The organism is Klebsiella sp. CN_Kp066 (assembly GCF_040065135.1).
Classification (GTDB): Bacteria; Pseudomonadota; Gammaproteobacteria; order Enterobacterales; family Enterobacteriaceae; genus Klebsiella; species Klebsiella oxytoca.
In genome coordinates this window covers 204,952-224,972 of the sequence record NZ_JBEAIU010000055.1, presented here as the reverse complement: position 1 = coordinate 224,972, position 20,021 = coordinate 204,952, and the positions used below count along the sequence as shown (strand labels likewise).

At 56.8% G+C, this 20,021-nt stretch carries 20 protein-coding genes; 11 read left to right on the top strand and 9 right to left on the bottom strand.

All coding sequences use genetic code 11. From position 1 onward, the window contains the following. Positions 1 to 171 precede the first annotated feature (171 nt). The 3 genes from mtlA (at position 172) to mtlR (ending at position 3,947) form a co-directional block, all read left to right on the top strand. The gene (gene mtlA, locus ABLV75_RS23135; RefSeq protein ID WP_004106823.1) at positions 172 to 2,082 is read left to right on the top strand and encodes a PTS mannitol transporter subunit IICBA; all 1,911 of its coding nucleotides are present in this window, start codon (positions 172 to 174) and stop codon (positions 2,080 to 2,082) included. Positions 2,083 to 2,205: 123 nt separating this feature from the next. After that, entirely contained in the window at positions 2,206 to 3,354 is a 1,149-nt protein-coding gene (gene mtlD / locus ABLV75_RS23130) for a mannitol-1-phosphate 5-dehydrogenase (RefSeq protein ID WP_004106824.1), read from the top strand. Next, on the top strand, positions 3,351 to 3,947 hold the full coding sequence (gene mtlR, locus ABLV75_RS23125; RefSeq protein WP_024274809.1) for a mannitol operon repressor MtlR: 597 nt from the start codon (positions 3,351 to 3,353) through the stop codon (positions 3,945 to 3,947). Before mtlD ends, mtlR begins: the two co-directional genes overlap by 4 nt. Here mtlR and ABLV75_RS23120 read toward each other — a convergent pair. Further along, entirely contained in the window at positions 3,936 to 4,160 is a 225-nt protein-coding gene (locus ABLV75_RS23120) for a hypothetical protein (RefSeq protein WP_004106828.1), read from the bottom strand. The genes mtlR and ABLV75_RS23120 overlap by 12 nt on opposite strands. Positions 4,161 to 4,435: 275 nt before the next feature. Here ABLV75_RS23120 and ABLV75_RS23115 point away from each other — a divergent pair, with 275 nt between their 5' ends. From ABLV75_RS23115 to trmL, 5 genes are all read left to right on the top strand, one after another. Then, complete coding sequence (locus tag ABLV75_RS23115) at positions 4,436 to 4,798, top strand: YibL family ribosome-associated protein (protein WP_004106830.1); 363 nt, start codon at positions 4,436 to 4,438, stop codon at positions 4,796 to 4,798. Between the two features lie 354 nt (positions 4,799 to 5,152). After that, a complete protein-coding gene (lldP, locus tag ABLV75_RS23110) occupies positions 5,153 to 6,808 on the top strand; it encodes an L-lactate permease (protein ID WP_004106831.1) in 1,656 nt (551 codons plus the stop codon). Then, positions 6,805 to 7,578, top strand: a complete 774-nt coding sequence (gene lldR, locus ABLV75_RS23105; RefSeq protein ID WP_004106838.1) for a transcriptional regulator LldR — start codon at positions 6,805 to 6,807, stop codon at positions 7,576 to 7,578. Before lldP ends, lldR begins: the two co-directional genes overlap by 4 nt. After that, positions 7,578 to 8,801, top strand: coding sequence for an FMN-dependent L-lactate dehydrogenase LldD (lldD, locus tag ABLV75_RS23100; protein ID WP_004106840.1), 1,224 nt, complete (start codon positions 7,578 to 7,580; stop codon positions 8,799 to 8,801). The genes lldR and lldD overlap by 1 nt, the downstream gene beginning before the upstream one ends. A gap of 126 nt (positions 8,802 to 8,927) precedes the next feature. After that, positions 8,928 to 9,401 (top strand): tRNA (uridine(34)/cytosine(34)/5-carboxymethylaminomethyluridine(34)-2'-O)-methyltransferase TrmL, encoded by a 474-nt coding sequence (gene trmL / locus ABLV75_RS23095; protein WP_004106843.1) that lies wholly within the window; start codon positions 8,928 to 8,930, stop codon positions 9,399 to 9,401. Positions 9,402 to 9,505: 104 nt separating this feature from the next. Here the strand turns inward: trmL and cysE are convergent, their stop codons facing one another. From cysE to ABLV75_RS23070, 5 genes are all read right to left on the bottom strand, one after another. Next, a complete protein-coding gene (gene cysE / locus ABLV75_RS23090; RefSeq protein WP_004106845.1) occupies positions 9,506 to 10,327 on the bottom strand; it encodes a serine O-acetyltransferase in 822 nt (273 codons plus the stop codon). A gap of 80 nt (positions 10,328 to 10,407) precedes the next feature. Next, positions 10,408 to 11,424, bottom strand: a complete 1,017-nt coding sequence (gene gpsA / locus ABLV75_RS23085) for an NAD(P)H-dependent glycerol-3-phosphate dehydrogenase (RefSeq protein WP_004106848.1) — start codon at positions 11,422 to 11,424, stop codon at positions 10,408 to 10,410. Continuing rightward, a complete protein-coding gene (secB, locus tag ABLV75_RS23080) occupies positions 11,424 to 11,891 on the bottom strand; it encodes a protein-export chaperone SecB (protein WP_004106849.1) in 468 nt (155 codons plus the stop codon). Before secB ends, gpsA begins: the two co-directional genes overlap by 1 nt. A 60-nt stretch (positions 11,892 to 11,951) precedes the next feature. Next, positions 11,952 to 12,203: a glutaredoxin 3 gene (grxC, locus tag ABLV75_RS23075; RefSeq protein ID WP_004106850.1), complete on the bottom strand. Its 252-nt coding sequence runs from the start codon at positions 12,201 to 12,203 to the stop codon at positions 11,952 to 11,954. Positions 12,204 to 12,314: 111 nt separating this feature from the next. Next, positions 12,315 to 12,746 (bottom strand): rhodanese-like domain-containing protein, encoded by a 432-nt coding sequence (locus tag ABLV75_RS23070; RefSeq protein WP_004106853.1) that lies wholly within the window; start codon positions 12,744 to 12,746, stop codon positions 12,315 to 12,317. Positions 12,747 to 12,991: 245 nt separating this feature from the next. On the opposite strand from ABLV75_RS23070, the gene gpmM reads away from it, so the two are divergent. The 3 genes from gpmM to ABLV75_RS23055 are packed head-to-tail and all read left to right on the top strand — an operon-like array spanning position 12,992 to position 16,756. Continuing rightward, positions 12,992 to 14,536: a 2,3-bisphosphoglycerate-independent phosphoglycerate mutase gene (gpmM, locus tag ABLV75_RS23065; protein WP_004106855.1), complete on the top strand. Its 1,545-nt coding sequence runs from the start codon at positions 12,992 to 12,994 to the stop codon at positions 14,534 to 14,536. Positions 14,537 to 14,545: 9 nt separating this feature from the next. Continuing rightward, positions 14,546 to 15,817, top strand: coding sequence for a murein hydrolase activator EnvC (envC, locus tag ABLV75_RS23060; RefSeq protein ID WP_004106857.1), 1,272 nt, complete (start codon positions 14,546 to 14,548; stop codon positions 15,815 to 15,817). 3 nt (positions 15,818 to 15,820) lie between these two features. Further along, the gene (locus ABLV75_RS23055) at positions 15,821 to 16,756 is read left to right on the top strand and encodes a divergent polysaccharide deacetylase family protein (RefSeq protein WP_024274810.1); all 936 of its coding nucleotides are present in this window, start codon (positions 15,821 to 15,823) and stop codon (positions 16,754 to 16,756) included. Here the strand turns inward: ABLV75_RS23055 and ABLV75_RS23050 are convergent. The 3 genes from ABLV75_RS23050 to kbl form a co-directional block, all read right to left on the bottom strand. Further along, positions 16,753 to 17,550 (bottom strand): glycosyltransferase family 2 protein, encoded by a 798-nt coding sequence (locus ABLV75_RS23050; RefSeq protein WP_004106861.1) that lies wholly within the window; start codon positions 17,548 to 17,550, stop codon positions 16,753 to 16,755. The genes ABLV75_RS23055 and ABLV75_RS23050 overlap by 4 nt on opposite strands. A 162-nt stretch (positions 17,551 to 17,712) precedes the next feature. Further along, entirely contained in the window at positions 17,713 to 18,738 is a 1,026-nt protein-coding gene (tdh, locus tag ABLV75_RS23045) for an L-threonine 3-dehydrogenase (protein ID WP_004106864.1), read from the bottom strand. Positions 18,739 to 18,747: 9 nt separating this feature from the next. Next, the gene (gene kbl, locus ABLV75_RS23040) at positions 18,748 to 19,941 is read right to left on the bottom strand and encodes a glycine C-acetyltransferase (RefSeq protein WP_004116405.1); all 1,194 of its coding nucleotides are present in this window, start codon (positions 19,939 to 19,941) and stop codon (positions 18,748 to 18,750) included. Positions 19,942 to 20,021 lie beyond the last annotated feature (80 nt).

Here is a 20,021-nt window from a genome sequence, read left to right as displayed (position 1 = left end):
CCCTATATTCATGTGATCCAAGTCACATAAAAATCCATCGACTGGACAGCTTAACGATTCAGTGCCAGATTTCGCACTATCACTCAGGGCCCGGCTACCTCTGCCGCCTTATTAACAACAAGCCTCGGGCTTTCAGCCTGCCGATAGCAAAAACAGAAGAAGGGGTGTTTTATGTCATCCGATATCAAGATCAAAGTGCAAAGCTTTGGTCGTTTCCTCAGCAATATGGTGATGCCAAATATCGGCGCGTTTATCGCGTGGGGTATTATCACCGCACTATTCATTCCGACAGGATGGTTACCGAACGAAACGCTGGCGAAGCTGGTCGGTCCGATGATCACCTATCTGCTGCCGCTGCTGATCGGTTATACCGGCGGTAAGCTGGTTGGCGGCGAGCGCGGCGGCGTAGTCGGCGCGATTACCACCATGGGCGTTATCGTCGGCGCGGATATGCCGATGTTCCTCGGCTCCATGATCGCCGGTCCACTGGGCGGCTGGGCTATTAAAAAATTCGACGTGTGGGTAGACGGTAAGATCAAGTCCGGTTTTGAGATGCTGGTGAATAATTTCTCCGCAGGCATCATCGGTATGATCCTCGCTATCCTGGCGTTCCTCGGCATTGGCCCGGCGGTTGAAGTTCTGTCGAAAATCCTGGCTGCGGGCGTTAACTTCATGGTGGCGCACGACATGCTGCCGCTGGCGTCTATCTTTGTTGAACCGGCAAAAATCCTGTTCCTCAATAACGCCATCAACCACGGTATCTTCTCGCCGCTGGGCATCCAGCAGTCTCACGATCTCGGCAAATCTATTTTCTTCCTGATTGAAGCCAACCCGGGTCCGGGGATGGGCGTCCTGCTGGCATACATGTTCTTTGGTCGCGGTAGCGCGAAACAGTCTGCGGGCGGTGCGGCAATTATCCACTTCCTCGGCGGTATTCACGAAATTTACTTCCCGTACGTACTGATGAACCCGCGCCTGATTCTGGCGGTTATCCTCGGCGGTATGACCGGCGTGTTTACCCTGACCCTTCTCAACGGCGGTCTGGTTTCTCCGGCCTCTCCGGGCTCCATCCTCGCCGTGCTGGCAATGACGCCGAAAGGCGCCTACTTCGCTAACATCGCCGCGATTGTTGCCGCCATGGCCGTCTCCTTCGTGGTTTCAGCCGTGCTGCTGAAAACCAGCAAAGTTAAAGAAGAAGATGATATTGAGGCCGCAACCCGCCGTATGCAGGATATGAAAGCGCAGTCCAAAGGCGGCGCCACTCCGCTGGCCGCGGGAGACGTGGCTAACGACCTGAGCCACGTGCGTAAAATCATCGTTGCCTGCGATGCCGGTATGGGCTCCAGCGCAATGGGCGCAGGCGTGCTGCGTAAAAAAGTGCACGATGCCGGACTGAGTAATATCTCCGTCACCAACTGTGCGATCAACAACCTGCCGCCGGATGTTGACCTGGTCATCACCCACCGCGACCTGACCGAGCGTGCGATGCGCCAGGTGCCGCAGGCGCAGCATATTTCGTTGACTAACTTCCTCGACAGCGGCCTGTACACCAGCCTGACCGAACGTCTGGTTGCGGCGCAGCGCCACACGGATAACGAAGAGAAAGTTCGCGATAGCCTGAAAGACAGCTTCGACGCGTCTGACACCAACCTGTTCAAACTCGGCGCGGAGAACATCTTCCTCGGCCGTAAAGCGGCAACGAAAGAAGAAGCGATTCTGTTTGCCGGCGAACAGCTGGTGAAAGGCGGCTACGTTGAACCGGAATACGTCCAGGCGATGCTGGATCGTGAAAAGCTGACCTCCACCTATCTGGGTGAGTCCATTGCGGTACCGCACGGCACCATTGAAGCCAAAGACCGCGTTCTGAAAACCGGCATCGTCTTCTGCCAGTACCCGGAAGGCGTGCGCTTTGGTGAAGAAGAGGATGAGGTGGCTCGCCTGGTTATCGGTATCGCCGCCCGTAATAACGAGCATATCCAGGTGATTACCAGCCTGACCAACGCGCTGGACGATGAGTCGGTGATTGAGCGTCTGGCGAAAACCACCAGCGTTGAAGAAGTTCTGACGCTGCTGAAAGCGTAACCTGTAGCCCGGCAGTGCGCCGGGCAACGCCCGCCTCTCCTCATTCGTGGGGAGAGGGTTCGGGTGAGGGAAAAGCCTCACCCGAACCCTCTCAGGTAAAAACATTAATTGAAGGTTAATACTATGAAAGCATTACATTTTGGCGCAGGTAATATCGGTCGTGGTTTTATCGGCAAACTGCTGGCGGACGCGGGGATACAGCTGACGTTCGCGGATGTAAATCAGGTCGTGCTTGATGCCCTGAATGCCCGTCATAGCTATCAGGTTCACGTGGTCGGCGAGAATGAGCAGGTCGATACCGTTTCCGGCGTTGACGCCGTCAGCAGCATCGGCGACGAAGTTGTCGAGCTGATTGCCAGCGTGGATCTGGTGACCACCGCCGTCGGCCCGGTCGTGCTGGAACGCATCGCCCCGGCGATTGCCAAAGGCCTGGTCAAACGTAAGGCGCAGGGGGTTACTGCCCCGCTCAACATCATCGCCTGCGAGAACATGGTCCGCGGTACCACCCAGCTGAAGGGACATGTCTTTAACGCCCTGGGCGAAGAAGATAAAGCCTGGGTTGAAGCCAACGTCGGCTTCGTTGATTCCGCCGTTGACCGCATCGTTCCGCCATCGGCTTCCGCTACTCACGATCCGCTGGAAGTCACCGTGGAAACCTTCAGCGAGTGGATTGTCGACAAGACCCAGTTCAAAGGCGAACTGCCGAACATCCCCGGTATGGAATTAACCGATAATCTGATGGCATTTGTCGAACGTAAGCTATTCACCTTAAACACCGGACATGCTATAACCGCCTACCTCGGAAAACTGGCGGGTCATCAGACCATCCGTGACGCGATTCTTGATGAGAAGATTCGCGCTGTGGTTAAAGGGGCCATGGAAGAGAGCGGCGCGGTGCTGATTAAACGCTATGCCTTTGACGCGCAGAAGCACGCTGCTTACATCCAGAAAATTCTCGGTCGCTTTGAGAACCCGTATTTGAAAGATGACGTTGAGCGCGTTGGCCGCCAGCCGCTGCGTAAACTGAGCGCGGGCGACCGTTTAATTAAGCCGCTGCTTGGTACGCTGGAATACGGCCTGCCGCACCGGAATCTGCTGAAAGGGATCGCCGCGGCGATGCACTTCCGTAGCGAAGACGATCCGCAGGCGCAGGAACTGGCGGCGCTGATTGCCGAGAAAGGCCCACAGGCCGCGCTGGCGCAGATTTCTGGTCTGGACGCGGCAAGCGAAGTGGTGGCGGAAGCCGTTAACGACTACAACGCGACCAAATGAGGCAAGACCTGGCGCGGTCCGAACCGCGCCCATTACTTATGTCAGATATGCAGGCAATAATGGAAGAAACACAGGCATTTGAAAACCGTGTGCTTGAACGTCTGAATGCTGGCAAAACCGTACGAAGCTTCCTGATCGCCGCCGTTGAACTGCTGACGGAAGCGGTCAATATCCTGGTGCTTCAGGTATTCCGTAAAGACGACTACGCGGTGAAATACGCAGTGGAGCCGTTGCTGGACGGCGACGGGCCGCTGGGCGACCTTTCCGTACGCCTGAAGCTGATCTACGGCCTTGGGGTGATTAGCCGCGCCGAATATGAAGATGCCGAACTGCTGATGGCCATGCGCGAAGAGTTGAATCACGATGGTAATGAGTACAGTTTTACCGACGATGAGATCCTCGGACCGTTTGGCGAGCTGCACTGCGTCGCCGCCCTGCCGCCCACGCCGCAATTCGATGATAGCGATGCGGAGCTGCTGGCAATGCAAAAGCTGCGCTACCAGCAGGTCGTACGTTCAACAATGATGCTTTCTCTGACCGAGCTGATTTCTAAAATCAGCTTAAAAAAAGCCTTTCAAAAATCAACGCTCTGATTCTGACTCTTGCTGGTCGCACGTCGGCCGATAAAGCTGACGATAATACTCAAGACGTCGCAGAAACAGCGCTTCTTTATCAGCCGGAATATCCGGCGGTATATGCTGCAAACGCGGAGATTTTTTTAGATATTCCATAAAAGCCTGACTTGAAGCCATAAAATCTACGGCTTTATCAATAATACGCGGTACGCCGTCGCCTATTTTCGCCATCACGCTCTCCTCTGCTGGGGAATGATCCTATTAAGGATTAGCCAAAAATAGCGTTTCAGATGAGGAAAACGTGCTTAACAGCCGACAGGCTTCACAGAAATGAGTATTCGCCAACTCTGCCTTGAAACAGGAATAATTTTCAATAAGTTATATTGTGCCGTTACGCCTGTTAAGGGTAAAAAAATGGCGTCGTTTTGATAAATAACTACCCACAACCCAAGCGACAGCACATACTATAGTCTGATAATGCCCCTTTCTTAATAGATTAAACCACCATGAAAGAAGTCGAAAAAAACGAAATTAAGCGCCTGAGCGATCGTCTTGATGCTATCCGCCACCAGCAGGCCGAGCTGTCACTGGTCGAAGCTGCTGACAAGTACGCCGAACTGGAAAAAGAGAAAACCACCATTGAGACGGAGCTCGTCCGCCTGCGTGAGGTTCAGGGCCAGAAGCTGAGCAAAGAAGCGCAAAAGCTGATGAGCATGCCGCATCGCCGCGCCATCACCAAAAAAGAGCAGGCCGATATGGGCAAGCTTAAGAAAAGCGTACGCGGTTTGGTCGTTGTCCACCCGATGACCGCGCTGGGACGCGAAATGGGCCTCAAAGAGATGACCGGCTTCTCAAAAACCGAGTTCTGATATTTTCATCCCGTGAATCTCCCGGCTCGCGCTACGCTTAGCCGGGCTACGGGTTCACTCTCCTCTGCGCGAGGGTTGCCCGGACAGATGCGCAGCATCGCCTCCGGGATCTATTCTGATTCTAACGCTATTCACCGCCCCAATTGGCCCTACCAATTATTTCTTAAACCCCCTAATGGTTCACATATCCATCATTTTCCGTCACAATCATATTGCCCAGCAATAACATTTGATTAACCATTCCTTGTCGTTAATCCTACAATCGCAATTTGGCTGGGCCAATTTTACAAATGATGTGACCTGCTAAGAGCACAAGACTCAGCACGGCATCATGGCGGCCCGATGGAGACCTGCATGAACCTCTGGCAACAAAATTACGATCCGGCCGGCAACATCTGGCTATCGAGTCTTATCGCATCGCTACCGATTCTGTTTTTCTTTTTTGCCCTGATTAAGCTCAAGCTGAAAGGGTACGTCGCCGCGACCTGGACCGTGGTCATTGCGCTCTCCGTCGCCCTGCTGTTCTACAAGATGCCGGTTGACCACGCGCTGGCCTCCGTCATCTACGGCTTCTTCTACGGCCTGTGGCCAATCGCGTGGATTATTATCGCCGCGGTCTTCGTCTATAAAATTTCGGTGAAAACCGGGCAGTTCGACATTATCCGCTCATCAATCTTATCGATTACTCCGGACCAGCGTCTGCAAATGCTGATCGTCGGTTTCTCCTTCGGCGCCTTCCTTGAAGGGGCCGCCGGTTTTGGCGCGCCGGTCGCTATCACCGCAGCGCTGCTGGTAGGACTCGGCTTTAACCCGCTGTATGCGGCGGGCCTGTGCCTGATCGTTAATACCGCGCCGGTGGCGTTTGGCGCGATGGGCATTCCGATTCTGGTCGCCGGGCAGGTTACGGGACTCGACAGCTTTGAAATTGGCCAGATGGTCGGCCGCCAGCTGCCGTTCCTGACCATCATCGTGCTGTTCTGGATCATGGCGATTATGGACGGCTGGCGCGGCATTAAAGAGACCTGGCCTGCGGTCATGGTCGCCGGCGGCTCCTTTGCTATCGCTCAGTACCTCAGCTCAAACTTCCTCGGCCCGGAGCTGCCGGACATTATCTCTTCGCTGGTATCGCTGGTCTGTCTGACGCTGTTCCTCAAACGCTGGCAGCCGGTACGCATCTTTCGCTTCGGCGATATGGGCGCATCGCAGGTCGATATGAACCTGGCGCGCACGCACTACACGCCGGGACAGGTGATTCGCGCCTGGACACCGTTCCTGTTTCTGACCGCCACCGTGACCCTGTGGAGCGTGCCTCCGTTCAAAGCGCTCTTCGCTCCCGGCGGCGCAATGTACGATTTTGTGATTAATATTTCCGTGCCGTTCCTCGACAAGATGGTAGCGCGCATGCCGCCGGTGGTTAGTGAAGCCACGCCATATGCCGCGGTCTATAAATTTGACTGGCTCTCCGCCACCGGCACCGCGATCCTGTTCGCCGCGCTGCTTTCCATCGTCTGGCTGCGCATGAAGCCAAAAGATGCGATTTCCACCTTTGGCAGCACGCTGAGAGAGCTGGCGTTGCCGATTTACTCCATCGGCATGGTGCTGGCGTTCGCCTTTATTTCCAACTATTCCGGTCTATCCTCAACGCTGGCGCTGGCGCTGGCGCACACCGGCCATGCATTTACCTTCTTCTCGCCGTTCCTCGGTTGGCTGGGGGTATTCCTGACCGGTTCAGATACCTCGTCTAACGCGCTTTTTGCCGCGCTGCAGGCCACGGCGGCCCAGCAGATTGGCGTCTCCGATATCCTGCTGGTCGCAGCAAATACCACCGGCGGCGTGACCGGGAAAATGATCTCCCCGCAGTCGATCGCCATCGCCTGTGCGGCGGTCGGCCTGGTGGGTAAGGAGTCCGATCTGTTCCGCTTTACCGTCAAACACAGCCTGATTTTCACCTGTATGGTCGGCGTCATCACCACGCTGCAGGCGTATGTCTTAACCTGGATGATCCCGTGATAGTGATGCCAAAACGCCTTGCCGACGACGTCGCCCGTCGCGTGCGGGCGCTGATTGAAGAACAAAAGCTGGAGGCGGGCATGCGATTGCCCGCCGAGCGCCAGCTGGCAACGCAGCTCGGCGTATCGCGCAATTCTCTGCGCGAAGCGCTGGCGATGTTAGTCAACGAAGGGGTGCTGCTCAGCCGTCGCGGCGGCGGCACCTTCGTGCGCTGGCAGCACGAAGCGTGGTCGGAGCAAAACATCGTTCAACCGCTGAAGACGCTGCTCTCCGACGACCCCGATTACAGCTTTGATATCCTCGAAGCCCGTCATGCTATTGAAGCCAGCACCGCCTGGCATGCGGCAATGCGGGCAACCGATGCCGAAAAAGAGAAAATCCGCCTCTGCTTTGAAGCCACCCAAAGTGAAGACCCGGACCTTGCCTCGCAGGCCGATGTCCGCTTCCACCTGGCGATCGCCGAAGCCTCGCACAACGTGGTGCTCCTGCAAACCATGCGCGGTTTTTTTGACCTCTTACAATCCTCAGTCAAGGAGAGCCGCCAGCGGATGTATCTCGTCCCGCCGGTATTCGCTCGCCTCACCGAACAGCACCTGGCGGTCATGGAGGCGATTGTCGCCGGTGACCCGGAAGGTGCCAGACAGGCGATGATGGCCCATTTGGGCTTCGTTCACGCCACCATCAAACGTTTTGATGAAGACCAGGCCCGCCAGGCGCGAATTACCCGCCTGCCCGGTGACCATAACGACAATTCCAGGGAGAACTTGTGATGATTATTTCCGCCGCCAGCGACTACCGCGCCGCCGCACAGCGTATCCTGCCACCGTTCCTGTTCCACTACATCGACGGCGGCGCTTACGCCGAGCACACCCTGCGCCGCAACGTTGAGGATCTCTCCGACGTGGCCCTGCGCCAGCGCATTCTGCGCAATATGTCGGACCTGAGCCTGGAAACCACCTTATTCAGTGAGAAGCTGGCGATGCCAACGGCGCTGGCGCCGGTCGGGCTGTGCGGGATGTACGCGCGCCGTGGTGAAGTGCAGGCCGCCGGCGCAGCGGATGAGAAAGGCATCCCCTTCACCCTCTCTACCGTTTCCGTCTGCCCGATAGAAGAAGTTGCCCCGACCATTAAACGTCCGATGTGGTTCCAGCTGTACGTTCTGCGCGACCGAGGCTTTATGCGCAACGCGCTGGAGCGCGCGAAGGCGGCGGGTTGTTCAACGCTGGTCTTTACCGTCGATATGCCGACCCCCGGCGCACGCTATCGCGATGCTCACTCCGGGATGAGCGGCCCGAACGCGGCGATGCGCCGCTACTGGCAGGCAGTGACCCATCCGCAGTGGGCATGGGACGTCGGATTAAACGGCCGCCCACATGATTTAGGCAACATCTCCGCCTACCTCGGCAAGCCGACCGGCCTGGAGGATTACATCGGCTGGCTGGCGAATAACTTCGATCCCTCGATTTCCTGGAAAGACCTTGAGTGGATCCGTGAATTTTGGGATGGCCCGATGGTGATCAAGGGGATCCTCGATCCGGAGGACGCCCGCGACGCGGTGCGCTTCGGCGCTGATGGCATCGTGGTGTCTAACCACGGCGGCCGCCAGCTTGATGGAGTGCTCTCTTCCGCCCGCGCCTTGCCCGCGATTGCCGATGCGGTTAAAGGCGACATTACGATTCTCGCCGATAGCGGCATCCGCAACGGCCTCGATGTCGTGCGCATGATTGCCCTCGGCGCCGATAGCGTGCTGCTGGGCCGCGCTTATCTGTATGCGCTGGCCACGCACGGCAAGCAGGGTGTCGCCAATCTGCTGAACCTGATCGAAAAAGAGATGAAGGTGGCGATGACGCTGACCGGGACGAAAACCATCGGCGAAATCAGTCGTGAATCCCTGGTGCAAAACGCCGATGCGCTGCGGACTTTTGATGTTATTAAGGCGGGGAATGCGGCGGTTACCTCTAACCCTGAAGGAACCGTCCGGCAGGCGGGTTAACGTCCTCGTCGGGCCATCCGGCTCACAGGCTGGCGCCGGTTTGCTCCCGCTCCCTTTCCGCGAGAGGGTCGGGGTGAGGGTTAGCCAAATATCTGCTATTCTGCCCCCCGCAATTAAGGGGGCAGCATGCTTAACATCGTCTTATTTGAACCAGAAATCCCGCCAAATACCGGGAATATCATCCGCCTGTGCGCTAACACCGGCTTCAATCTGCATATTATCGAGCCTATGGGGTTTGCCTGGGATGATAAGCGCCTGCGCCGCGCCGGTCTGGATTACCACGAGTTCGCCGCCGTCCAGCGCCATCGCGATTACGCCGCGTTTGTTGAAAGCGCAAAGCCGCAGCGCCTGTTCGCCCTGACCACCAAAGGCACGCCGGCGCACAGCGCGGTGAGCTATCAGGACGGCGATTATCTGATGTTTGGCCCGGAAACTCGCGGACTGCCGGGCAGTATTCTTGATGCCCTGCCGCCAGAACAAAAAATCCGTATTCCGATGATGCCGGACAGCCGCAGCATGAACCTGTCAAATGCGGTGTCGGTGGTGGTCTATGAAGCCTGGCGCCAGCTGGGATATCCCGGCGCGGTACTGCGCAGCTGAGCTGGCTTTCTCCCGGAGGCGGCGCGTAGCGCCTGTCCGGGCTACCAGACTGCGCTCGGCTTTGTAGCCCGGATAGATGCGCAGCATCGCCTCCGGGAAATCAATCAAATACCGTCACCGTACTCGAAGGTATGGTGTATGCCATTAAAGTGCTGATCCATATCCATTGCGGGCTTATCGCTCTCTGGCTTGCCCACAATACGGGCCGGTACGCCTGCGGCGGTGGTATGCGGCGGCACCGGCTGCAGCACCACCGAACCCGCGCCGATTTTTGCTCCGCGCCCGACTTCGATGTTGCCGAGGATCTTCGCCCCGGCGCCAATCATCACCCCTTCACGAATTTTCGGATGACGATCGCCGCTGGTTTTACCGGTACCGCCGAGGGTCACGGATTGCAGAATCGATACATCGTCTTCAATCACCGCCGTTTCGCCGACGACAATACCGGTGGCGTGGTCAAGCATGATCCCGCGGCCAATCTTCGCCGCCGGGTGGATATCCACCTGGAACGATACGGAAACCTGATTTTGCAGGAAGATCGCCAGCGCCCGACGCCCCTGATTCCATAGCCAGTGGCCGATACGATAGGCCTGCAGCGCGTGGAACCCTTTCAGATAAAGCAGGGGGGTCGAGTATTTATCCACCGCCGGGTCGCGCGTTCGCACCGCCTGAATATCACAGGCGGCGGAGGCGATCATTTCCGGGTCAGCGGCGTAGGCCTCTTCCACTACTTCTCGGATCGCGATGGCGGGCATAATCGGAGAAGCCAGCTTGTTCGCCAGCATATAGCTCAGGGCGCTGCCGAGATTTTCGTGCTTGAGTAGCGTGGCGTGGTAAAAACTGGCGAGCATCGGCTCACAGTCAGCTAAAGCCCGGGCTTCGGCTTTAATGTTATTCCAGACGATATCCAGTTCTTCACACGGCATTGCTGACTCCAGACGGTATAATCATGACCGGCCAGTTCTTCGCTGGCCGGGTCATTCAGGTGATCCAGGTTCCATTACGGTTAATTGCTGCGCTCGTCCTTGCGTGCACGGCCTAATAAGGTCAATGCTGCCTCGCGCGCAATTTTTCCGCAATACAATACCTGATAAATTTCCTCGGTTATTGGCATTTCGACGCCTAAACGCTGCGCCAGAACGCGAACCTCTTTGGTATTGCGATAGCCTTCAACCACCTGGCCAATCTTCTCCTGAGCGCTTTGCACATCCATACCCTGGCCGAGCATCATGCCGAAGCGGCGGTTACGCGACTGGTTATCGGTGCAGGTGAGCACCAGATCGCCTAAGCCCGCCATACCCATAAAGGTTTCCGGATCGGCGCCAAGGGCCTCCCCGAGGCGAGACATTTCGACCAGCCCGCGGGTAATCAGCGCGGTACGCGCATTGGCGCCAAAGCCGATGCCGTCAGACATGCCGGCGCCGATAGCGATAACGTTTTTCACCGCTCCGCCGAGCTGCACGCCGATAAAATCCGGGTTGATATAGACGCGGAAGCTCTTGCCGCAGTGCAGCAAGCGTTGCAAATCATCAGCAAACTGCGGATCCGTCGACGCCAGCGATATCGCCGTCGGCAGGCCTGCCGCCAGCTCTTTCGCAAAGGTCGGACCGGAAATTACCGCCAGCGGAATATCGTCGCCCAGGGCTTCACGGGCCACGTCCTGCAGCAGGCGTCCGGTTTCAGCTTCCAGACCTTTTGTCGCCCAGACCAGACGAGCGTCAGAGCGCATCAGCGGTTTAATCTGCCGCAGCACTTCGCCGAAAACGTGGCTCGGCACGACTACCAGAATATCGCGGCTGGCAGCCAGCGCGGTCGCCAGATCGCTTTCCAGATGCAGCGTGTCGGGGAAAGGAACGTCAGGAAGAAATGCGGCGTTGCAGCGATCGTGCTGCAGCGTCGCAATATGTTTCGGGTCATGGCCCCACAGCACAACGTGGTGGCCATTTCTTGCCAGGGTGATGGCAAGAGCGGTGCCGTAAGAGCCGGCACCGATTACAGTCATTGCAGCGTTAAGCGCGTTCATCAGGCATCCTGATGTTGTTCAGCACCTTCGCCAGCCTGCTGCTGCAGATAGTTCATAAACAGCGCATCGAAGTTCACTGGCGCAAGGTTCAGTTGCGGGAAGGTACCGCGAGAAACCAGGCTGGTGATGCACTCACGCGCGTACGGGAACAGAATGTTCGGGCAGTATGCGCCGAGGCAGTGCGCCATCTGGGTACCGTCGATGCCTTCGATGGAGAAAATACCGCCCTGCTGAACTTCACACAGGAATGCAGTTTCTTCGCCCAGCGAGGCGGTTACGGTGACACGCAGCACCACTTCATACACGCCTTCAGCCAGCTGGCTGGAAGCTGTATCCAGATCAAGTTTAACTTCCGGCTGCCAATCTTTCTGGAAAACTTGCGGCGCGTTCGGCGCTTCAAAAGAAATATCTTTGGTATAGATGCGCTGAATCTGGAAAGTCATTTCGGTGCTGTTTTGTTCTGACATAGTAAAACCCTTTCGTGTTGTCCTTAAGTACGCCCGTCCAATGGAGATGAGCGCAAAAAATTAGCGCAAGAGGGGATCGAGTCCACCACGTGAATCAAGCGCATACAAGTCGTCACAGCCGCCAATGTGCTGCGCATCAATAAAAATCTGCGGAACCGTCGTCCTACCGCTGCGCTGAATCATCTCTTCACGCTTTGCAGCATCGCCATCGATAGGCAACTCGTTGAACGTGACGCCCTTGCTGTTCAGCAGGGCTTTCGCACGCACGCAAAACGGACATGTCGCTTTGGTATAGATATCAATATTGGCCATGACTTCACTCCTGTTTTTACCCCCGAGGGTTTTACACCGCAGGCAATGTTCCCCCGCTGGCGAATCGCCGGCACAGGGGAAACCGCACTACGCCATAAAGACGCGGGTAAATTATTTACCGCGTACCAGCGGAAGGTTCTCGCCGCTCCAGCCTGCGATGCCTTCCTTCAGTACGAAGACCTTTTCAAAACCGGCTTTGTTCAGCGCGCTGGCGGGTTCTTGCGCCTGCATACCTGAGCCGTCTACTACTATAATGGGTTGTGCTTTGTGCTTTTCCAACTCGCCGACGTTATTTGCTTTGATATCGCTCGGCAGCAGGTTAATAGAACCCGCAATATGACCTTTGCGGAAATCGTCACGCTGACGCAGGTCGACAACCACGGCATCTTCTTTGTTGATCAGGCGCGTCGCTTCACCGCGGGTGATGACTTTAACTTTCGACATCAGCCCTTTAAAGGTGGTGAACAGCACCGCCGCCAGCAGCGCGACCCACGCGATGCTCAGGACGGGGTGACGGCTGATGAATTGCATAATTTCTTGCATGGGGGGTTACAACTCCCGACTAAGTGAGAAAAAAACCAGGGAAGGAGTATACCTGTGCATTGCGGCAAATACAGCCAGTGAGCGCGATGTAATGTATTTTCTGCGGCCCGTCACGAAAAAAAACCGCTCTCGCCGCGGCGATGCGCTCTGGCCGCCCTCTTTCTTTGATCTTTTACGGTGATTTGATCGATTCAGCTGTAGTAAAATTACGCAAATTTTCTGTCTTTGAGCATGAGGTTGTCGCAATGTCGGTTTCTAAAAAACCTATGGTACTGGTGATTCTGGATGGCTATGGCTACCGTGAAGACCAGCAGGATAACGCTATTTACAGCGCCAAAACCCCTGTTATGGACGCACTGTGGGCAAAACGTCCGCATACTCTGATTGATGCGTCAGGCCTGGAAGTCGGTCTGCCGGATCGTCAAATGGGTAACTCCGAAGTGGGCCACGTCAACCTCGGCGCGGGCCGCATCGTGTATCAGGACCTGACCCGCCTGGACGTTGAAATCAAAGAACGCACCTTCTTCGCCAACCCGGTACTGACCGGCGCGGTGGATAAAGCCGTTGCCGCTGGCAAAGCCGTGCATATCATGGGCCTGATGTCTCCGGGCGGCGTCCACAGCCACGAAGACCACATCATGGCGATGGTGGAGCTGGCAGCCGAACGCGGCGCGGATAAAATCTATTTGCACGCTTTCCTCGACGGCCGCGATACCCCGCCGCGCAGCGCTGAAAAGACGCTGGCGAAATTCGAAGATAAATTTGCCGCACTCGGCAAGGGCCGCGTCGCCTCAATCATTGGCCGCTACTACGCCATGGATCGCGACAACCGTTGGGATCGCGTTGAGCAGGCTTACGATCTGATGACTCTGGCGAAAGGCGAGTTCCAGGCCGATACCGCCGTTGCGGGCCTCCAGGCCGCTTATGCACGCGATGAAAACGATGAATTCGTGAAAGCAACCGTTATTCGCGCTGAAGGCCAGGCCGATGCGGCCATGGAAGACGGCGATGCGCTGATTTTCATGAACTTCCGTGCCGACCGCGCTCGCGAAATCACCCGCGCCTTCGTTAACGCCGATTTCGACGGATTTGCCCGTAAGAAAGTGGTTAACCTCGATTTCGTCATGCTGACCGAGTACGCCGCAGACATTAAAGTCGCCTGTGCTTATCCGCCGGCATCTCTGGTGAACACCTTCGGCGAATGGATGGCGAAAAATGACAAAACCCAGCTGCGCATCTCCGAAACTGAAAAATACGCTCACGTCACCTTCTTCTTCAACGGCGGCGTTGAAGAGCCGTTCAAAGGCGAAGAGCGCATTCTGATCAATTCACCGAAGGTCGCAACCTACGATCTGCAGCCGGAAATGAGCTCCGCTGAGCTGACCGAAAAACTGGTTGCCGCCATCAAGGGCGGTCAGTTCGACACCATCATCTGCAACTACCCGAACGGCGATATGGTTGGCCACACCGGGGTGATGGAAGCCGCCGTTAAAGCGGTCGAAGCGCTGGATGACTGCATCGACCAGGTGAGCAAAGCCGTTGAATCCGTAGGCGGACAGCTGCTGATCACCGCAGACCACGGCAACGCCGAGCAGATGCGCGATCCGGCCACTGGCCAGGCGCACACCGCGCACACCAACCTGCCGGTTCCGCTGATTTACGTTGGCGATAAAAACGTCAAAGCGGTCAACGGCGGCAAACTTTCCGACATCGCGCCGACCATGTTGACGCTGATGGGAATGGAAATCCCGCAAGAGATGACTGGCAAGCCGCTGTTCATCGTGGAATAATCCTTCCCCATGAGGGGAAAGGCGACTTATTCAACTACATGGATCGCAACGGCAGTTCGATCCGTCCTTTACGCCAGCGCGCTTAGCGCTGGCGTATTGCTGTGCGCCGCATCTGCTCACGCCGACGATCGCGACCAGCTTAAATCCATTCAGGCCGACATCGCCGCTAAACAGCGGGCGATTAAACAGCAGCAGCAGCAGCGTGCTTCCCTGGTTGCCCAGCTTAAAGCGCAGGAGGAGGCCATCTCCGCCGCCGCGCGCAAGCTGCGCGAAACCCAGGAAACGCTGAACCAGCTAAATAAGCAGATCGACGAAATGAACGCCGCGCTCGCGAAGCTGGAGCGTCAGCGCGCCTCGCAGGAGCGCAACCTTTCCGCCCAGCTCGATGCCGCGTTTCGTCAGGGGCCGCACACCGGCATCCAGATGATCCTCAGCGGCGAAGAGGGGCAGCGTAATCAGCGTCTGCAGGCCTACTTTGGCTATCTGAACCAGGCGCGTCAGGAAACCATCGCCCAGCTCAAGCAAACTCGCGAAGACGTGGCGGTGCAAAAATCCATGCTGGAAGAGAAACAGAGCCAGCAGCAAACCCTGGTGTACGAGCAGCGCGCCCAGCAGAGTAAGCTGGAGCAGGCGCGCAACGAGCGTAAAAAAACCCTCGCCAGCCTTGAATCCTCTATTCAGCAAGGCCAGCAGCAGCTCAGCGAAATGCGGGCTAACGAATCACGCCTGCGCGGTCGTATCGCCCAGGCGGCGGCGGCGGCCAAAGCGCGAGCGGATCGCGAAGCCCGCGAAGCGCAGGACGTACGCAATCGCCAGCAGGAAGCCTCACGTAAAGGCACCACCTACAAACCTACCGAAAGCGAACGCTCGCTGATGTCCCGCACCGGCGGGCTTGGTTCACCGCGAGGCCAGGCATTCTGGCCGGTTCGCGGCTCAATTCTCCATCGCTATGGCGAACAGCTGCAAGGTGAACTACGTTGGAAGGGGATGGTTATCGCTGCGTCTGAAGGCACCGAGGTCAAAGCCGTTGCCGATGGTCGGGTTATTCTTGCCGACTGGCTGCAGGGCTATGGCCTGGTGGTGGTCGTTGAACACGGCAAAGGCGACATGAGTCTTTACGGCTATAACCAAAGCGCGCTGGTCAGCGTCGGCACTCAGGTCCGGGCGGGCCAGCCGATCGCTCTCGTAGGCAGCAGCGGCGGTCAGGGCCGCCCGTCGCTCTATTTCGAAATTCGCCGCCAGGGTCAGGCGGTCAATCCACAGCCGTGGTTGGGAAGATAAGTTTTGCTTCAATTTCGCAGAATTGCACTCGCGGTAACCAGTACGCTGGTTATGGCGTCGCCGGTTTTTGCCGGCAAACTCTCTATTGTTATCGACGACTTTGGCTATCGTCCACAAACGGAAAATCAGGTGCTGGCGCTGCCAGCGACGATCTCCGTTGCCGTACTTCCTAATGCGCCCCACGCCCGCGAAATGGCGACGAAAGCGCATAATCTCGGCCACGAGGTGCTAATTCACCTGCCGATGGCGCCGATCAGCAAACAGCCGCTGGAAAAAGATACCCTCCGCCCGGAGATGAACAGCAGCGAGATAGAACGCATTATCCGCGAAGCCTACGGCAAGGTTCCGTACGCCGTGGGGCTGAATAACCATATGGGCAGCGCCATGACGTCGAATCTCTTCGGTATGCAGAAAGTGATGCAGGCGCTTGAGCGCTACAATCTCTACTTCCTGGATAGCGTCACCATCGGCAATACCCAGGCCATGCGGGCGGCGCAGGGCACCGGCGTTAAGGTGATTAAGCGTAAGGTTTTCCTCGACGATACCCAAAACGAAGCGGATATTCGCTATCAGTTCAACCGCGCCATCGCTTTGGCGCGACGCAACGGTTCCGCAATTGCTATCGGCCACCCGCACCCGACGACGGTGCGCGTGCTGCAGCAGATGGTGTATAACCTGCCGCCGGATATCACCCTGGTTCGCCCGAGCAGCCTGCTCAACGAGCCGCAGGTGGACACCTCAACGCCGAACGCTGCCCCGCCGCCGAAACAGCCGCCGCGCAACCCGTTCCGTGGCGTGAAGCAGTGCAAATCTAAGCGCCCTCCGGAGCCGATCAACGCCAGTCGCTTCTTTACCATTCTGAGCGAAAGCATCAGCAAGAGTACGCTGGTGCAGTATTACCAGCTGAAGTGGCAGGGCTGGGATACCCCCACCAACTAAACCGTCCTGGAGTCCCGGCGTTTATCCGCCGCGGATTCCGGCTTATCCTGATGGGCATACCAGGCTTTAAAGTATTTCAGAAAGCTATAAAAGGTCGCATAGAGCCCGGTGACCACGCCCACCTTACCCTTTCGCCAGGCCCCGCTGAACAGATACCATTTAAAGAAAGCGCCAATCGCGCTGATCGCTCCGCGTGCGAGAGATGGCCTGATCTTCTGGTATTTAACCAGCCGCGTAGTGTAGCTATTGAGCTTATTAAACACCTCATGCAGGGAGTAAAAGGTGTCGTGTCGCACGAAGCCCGGTAGCTTGCTGGAGTGCTGAAAGCCCACGACCTGATCGTCTACCGGCCGATCGTTGAACCTGGCGACGGAGCGATTAAACAAGCGAACCGGGAAATCCGGCGATGATACCGGATAAATGGTGCGAACCTCCTCGCCCAGTACGAACCAGTAACGCGGCAGTCGCCAGGCGCGGGCCGGGTCAGGATCGTCCCCCGCCTTCAGCGCCAGAATAGCCGCCACCACTTCGTCGTCAAGAATCTCATCGCTATCCATACACAGCACCCAATCGTGGCAGGCCAGAGAGGTCGCGTAGTTCATCTGCGCGCCGTGAGAAGTATAGGGATGATGGTGAACGGTGAGCCCGAACTGTTGGCAAATCTGCAGCGTGGCATCCGTGCTGCCTGAGTCGATGACGATAAATTCATCGGCCACCTTAAGCAAAGGTGGTAAAACCTCCCGTAATAAGCGGGATGAATTACAGGTCAATAAGCATACAGAGAGTTTAAGCATAGTATTTGTGTGGTTAAACTGCGATTAAACTGACTGTATAAACGAATAGGTGAGAAAGCGATTTAGAAAAAGTGCGGAGTGGATTAAAAATCAGAAAAGTGGAAGTCAGCTCTCTAAATAAAGCGCCCGCAGGCGCTTTTTTAAGCTCAAATTCGGAGCAGGTTAATCCCAGCTGAGAATAACTTTGCCAGACTGGCCGGAGCGCATCGCGTCAAAGCCCTGCTGGAAATCATCAATGCCAAAGCGGTGGGTGATGATCGGCGACAGATCGAGGCCGGACTGGATGAGCGCGGCCATCTTGTACCAGGTTTCGAACATTTCGCGACCATAAATCCCTTTGATAAACAGCCCCTTGAAGATCACCTTGGTCCAATCGATGGACATATCCGACGGCGGAATACCCAGCATGGCGATGCGCCCGCCATGGTTCATGGTATCGAGCATGGTGCGGAACGCCGGCGGCGCACCGGACATCTCGAGGCCCACATCGAAGCCTTCCGTCATGCCCAGCTCGGCCATCACATCGCTAAGGTTCTCTTTCGCCACATTCACCGCCCGGGTGACGCCCATTTTGCGCGCCAGTTCCAGGCGATATTCGTTAACGTCGGTAATCACGACGTTGCGCGCACCAACGTGTTTCGCCACCGCGGCCGCCATCACGCCGATGGGGCCTGCGCCGGAAACCAGTACGTCTTCACCCACGAGGTCGAATGAAAGCGCGGTATGTACAGCGTTGCCAAACGGGTCAAAAATCGATGCCAGATCGTCGGAGATATTGTCCGGAATTTTAAAAGCGTTAAACGCCGGGATCACCAGATATTCGGCAAAACAGCCCGGACGGTTCACGCCGACGCCCGTCGTATTGCGGCACAGATGCGTACGGCCGGCGCGGCAGTTACGGCAGTGGCCGCAGGTGATATGCCCCTCGCCGGAAACGCGGTCGCCCAGCTTAAAGCCGCGAACTTCCTGACCGATACCCACCACTTCGCCAACGTATTCATGGCCCACAACCATCGGTACCGGAATGGTCTTTTGCGACCATTCGTCCCAGTTATAGATATGTACGTCGGTACCGCAAATCGCGGTCTTGCGAATTTTAATCAGCAGATCGTTGTGGCCGACTTCCGGTTCCGGTACGTCGGTCATCCAGATGCCTTCTTCCGCCTTCAGTTTGGATAACGCTTTCATCTCACACCCTCAGGCAATGACGCCCAGTTGTTTACCGATGCGGGTAAAGGCTTCCACCGCACGTTCAATTTGTTCAGGGGTATGCGCCGCAGACATCTGGGTACGTATACGCGCCTGGCCTTTTGGAACCACCGGATAGAAGAATCCGGTGACGTAGATACCTTCTTTTTGCAGCTCGCGCGCGAACTGCTGCGCCACGGTGGCTTCACCGAGCATTACCGGGATAATGGCGTGGTCGGCGCCCGCGAGGGTAAACCCTGCCGCAGTCATTTTTTCGCGGAACAGGCGCGCGTTCGACCACAGGCGGTCGCGCAGTTCGCTGCCGGCTTCCACCATCTCCAGCACTTTGATCGAAGCGGCGACAATCGCCGGAGCCAGCGAGTTGGAGAACAAATACGGACGCGAGCGCTGGCGCAGCCACTCGACGACTTCTTTGCGCGCGGCAGTATAGCCGCCGGACGCGCCGCCCAGCGCTTTACCCAGCGTACCGGTGATAATGTCAACGCGGCCCATCACGTCGCAGTACTCATGGGAACCGCGGCCGTTTTCCCCTACGAAACCCACAGCATGAGAATCATCGACCATCACCAGCGCATCGTATTTATCCGCGAGGTCGCAAACGCCTTTCAGGTTGGCTATCACGCCGTCCATCGAAAACACGCCGTCGGTGGCGATCAGCACATGACGCGCGCCGGCTTCACGCGCCTCTTTCAGACGGGCTTCCAGCTCCTGCATGTCGTTGTTGGCATAGCGGAAGCGCTTCGCTTTACACAGGCGCACGCCGTCGATGATCGACGCGTGGTTCAGGGCATCGGAGATAATCGCATCCTCTGCGCCGAGCAGAGTTTCAAACAGTCCGCCGTTGGCGTCGAAGCAGGAGGAGTACAGAATCGCATCTTCCATGCCTAAAAAATCCGCCAGCTTCTTCTCAAGCGCTTTGTGGCTATCCTGAGTGCCGCAGATAAAGCGCACGGAGGCCATGCCAAAACCGTGGCTATCCATACCGCTTTTCGCGGCGGCAATGAGATCCGGGTGGTTCGCGAGACCCAGATAGTTATTGGCGCAGAAGTTAATGACCTGGCTACCGCCGACGGTGATATCCGCCTGCTGCGCCGAAGTAATAATACGCTCTTCTTTAAACAACCCTTCCGCGCGCGCGGTATCGAGGTCATTGGTTAACTGTTTGTAGAAATCACCACGCATTGCAACTCTCCAGATTCGGCAAAATTTGGCACATATTACCTAAAGCTATACGCTGATACGAGATGATGCATTACTGCATG

Coding starts and splice junctions, on each gene's coding strand:
- grxC (WP_004106850.1), bottom strand. CDS start 12,203: ATGGCCAATATTGATATCTATACCAAAGCGACATGTCCGTTTTGCGTG.
- ABLV75_RS23120 (WP_004106828.1), bottom strand. CDS start 4,160: ATGGCGAAAATAGGCGACGGCGTACCGCGTATTATTGATAAAGCCGTA.
- mtlD (WP_004106824.1), top strand. CDS start 2,206: ATGAAAGCATTACATTTTGGCGCAGGTAATATCGGTCGTGGTTTTATC.
- lldD (WP_004106840.1), top strand. CDS start 7,578: ATGATTATTTCCGCCGCCAGCGACTACCGCGCCGCCGCACAGCGTATC.
- kbl (WP_004116405.1), bottom strand. CDS start 19,941: ATGCGTGGTGATTTCTACAAACAGTTAACCAATGACCTCGATACCGCG.
- gpmM (WP_004106855.1), top strand. CDS start 12,992: ATGTCGGTTTCTAAAAAACCTATGGTACTGGTGATTCTGGATGGCTAT.
- tdh (WP_004106864.1), bottom strand. CDS start 18,738: ATGAAAGCGTTATCCAAACTGAAGGCGGAAGAAGGCATCTGGATGACC.
- secB (WP_004106849.1), bottom strand. CDS start 11,891: ATGTCAGAACAAAACAGCACCGAAATGACTTTCCAGATTCAGCGCATC.
- mtlR (WP_024274809.1), top strand. CDS start 3,351: ATGAGGCAAGACCTGGCGCGGTCCGAACCGCGCCCATTACTTATGTCA.
- trmL (WP_004106843.1), top strand. CDS start 8,928: ATGCTTAACATCGTCTTATTTGAACCAGAAATCCCGCCAAATACCGGG.
- ABLV75_RS23050 (WP_004106861.1), bottom strand. CDS start 17,550: ATGCTTAAACTCTCTGTATGCTTATTGACCTGTAATTCATCCCGCTTA.
- mtlA (WP_004106823.1), top strand. CDS start 172: ATGTCATCCGATATCAAGATCAAAGTGCAAAGCTTTGGTCGTTTCCTC.
- lldP (WP_004106831.1), top strand. CDS start 5,153: ATGAACCTCTGGCAACAAAATTACGATCCGGCCGGCAACATCTGGCTA.
- cysE (WP_004106845.1), bottom strand. CDS start 10,327: ATGCCGTGTGAAGAACTGGATATCGTCTGGAATAACATTAAAGCCGAA.
- ABLV75_RS23070 (WP_004106853.1), bottom strand. CDS start 12,746: ATGCAAGAAATTATGCAATTCATCAGCCGTCACCCCGTCCTGAGCATC.
- gpsA (WP_004106848.1), bottom strand. CDS start 11,424: ATGAACGCGCTTAACGCTGCAATGACTGTAATCGGTGCCGGCTCTTAC.
- envC (WP_004106857.1), top strand. CDS start 14,546: ATGAGGGGAAAGGCGACTTATTCAACTACATGGATCGCAACGGCAGTT.
- ABLV75_RS23115 (WP_004106830.1), top strand. CDS start 4,436: ATGAAAGAAGTCGAAAAAAACGAAATTAAGCGCCTGAGCGATCGTCTT.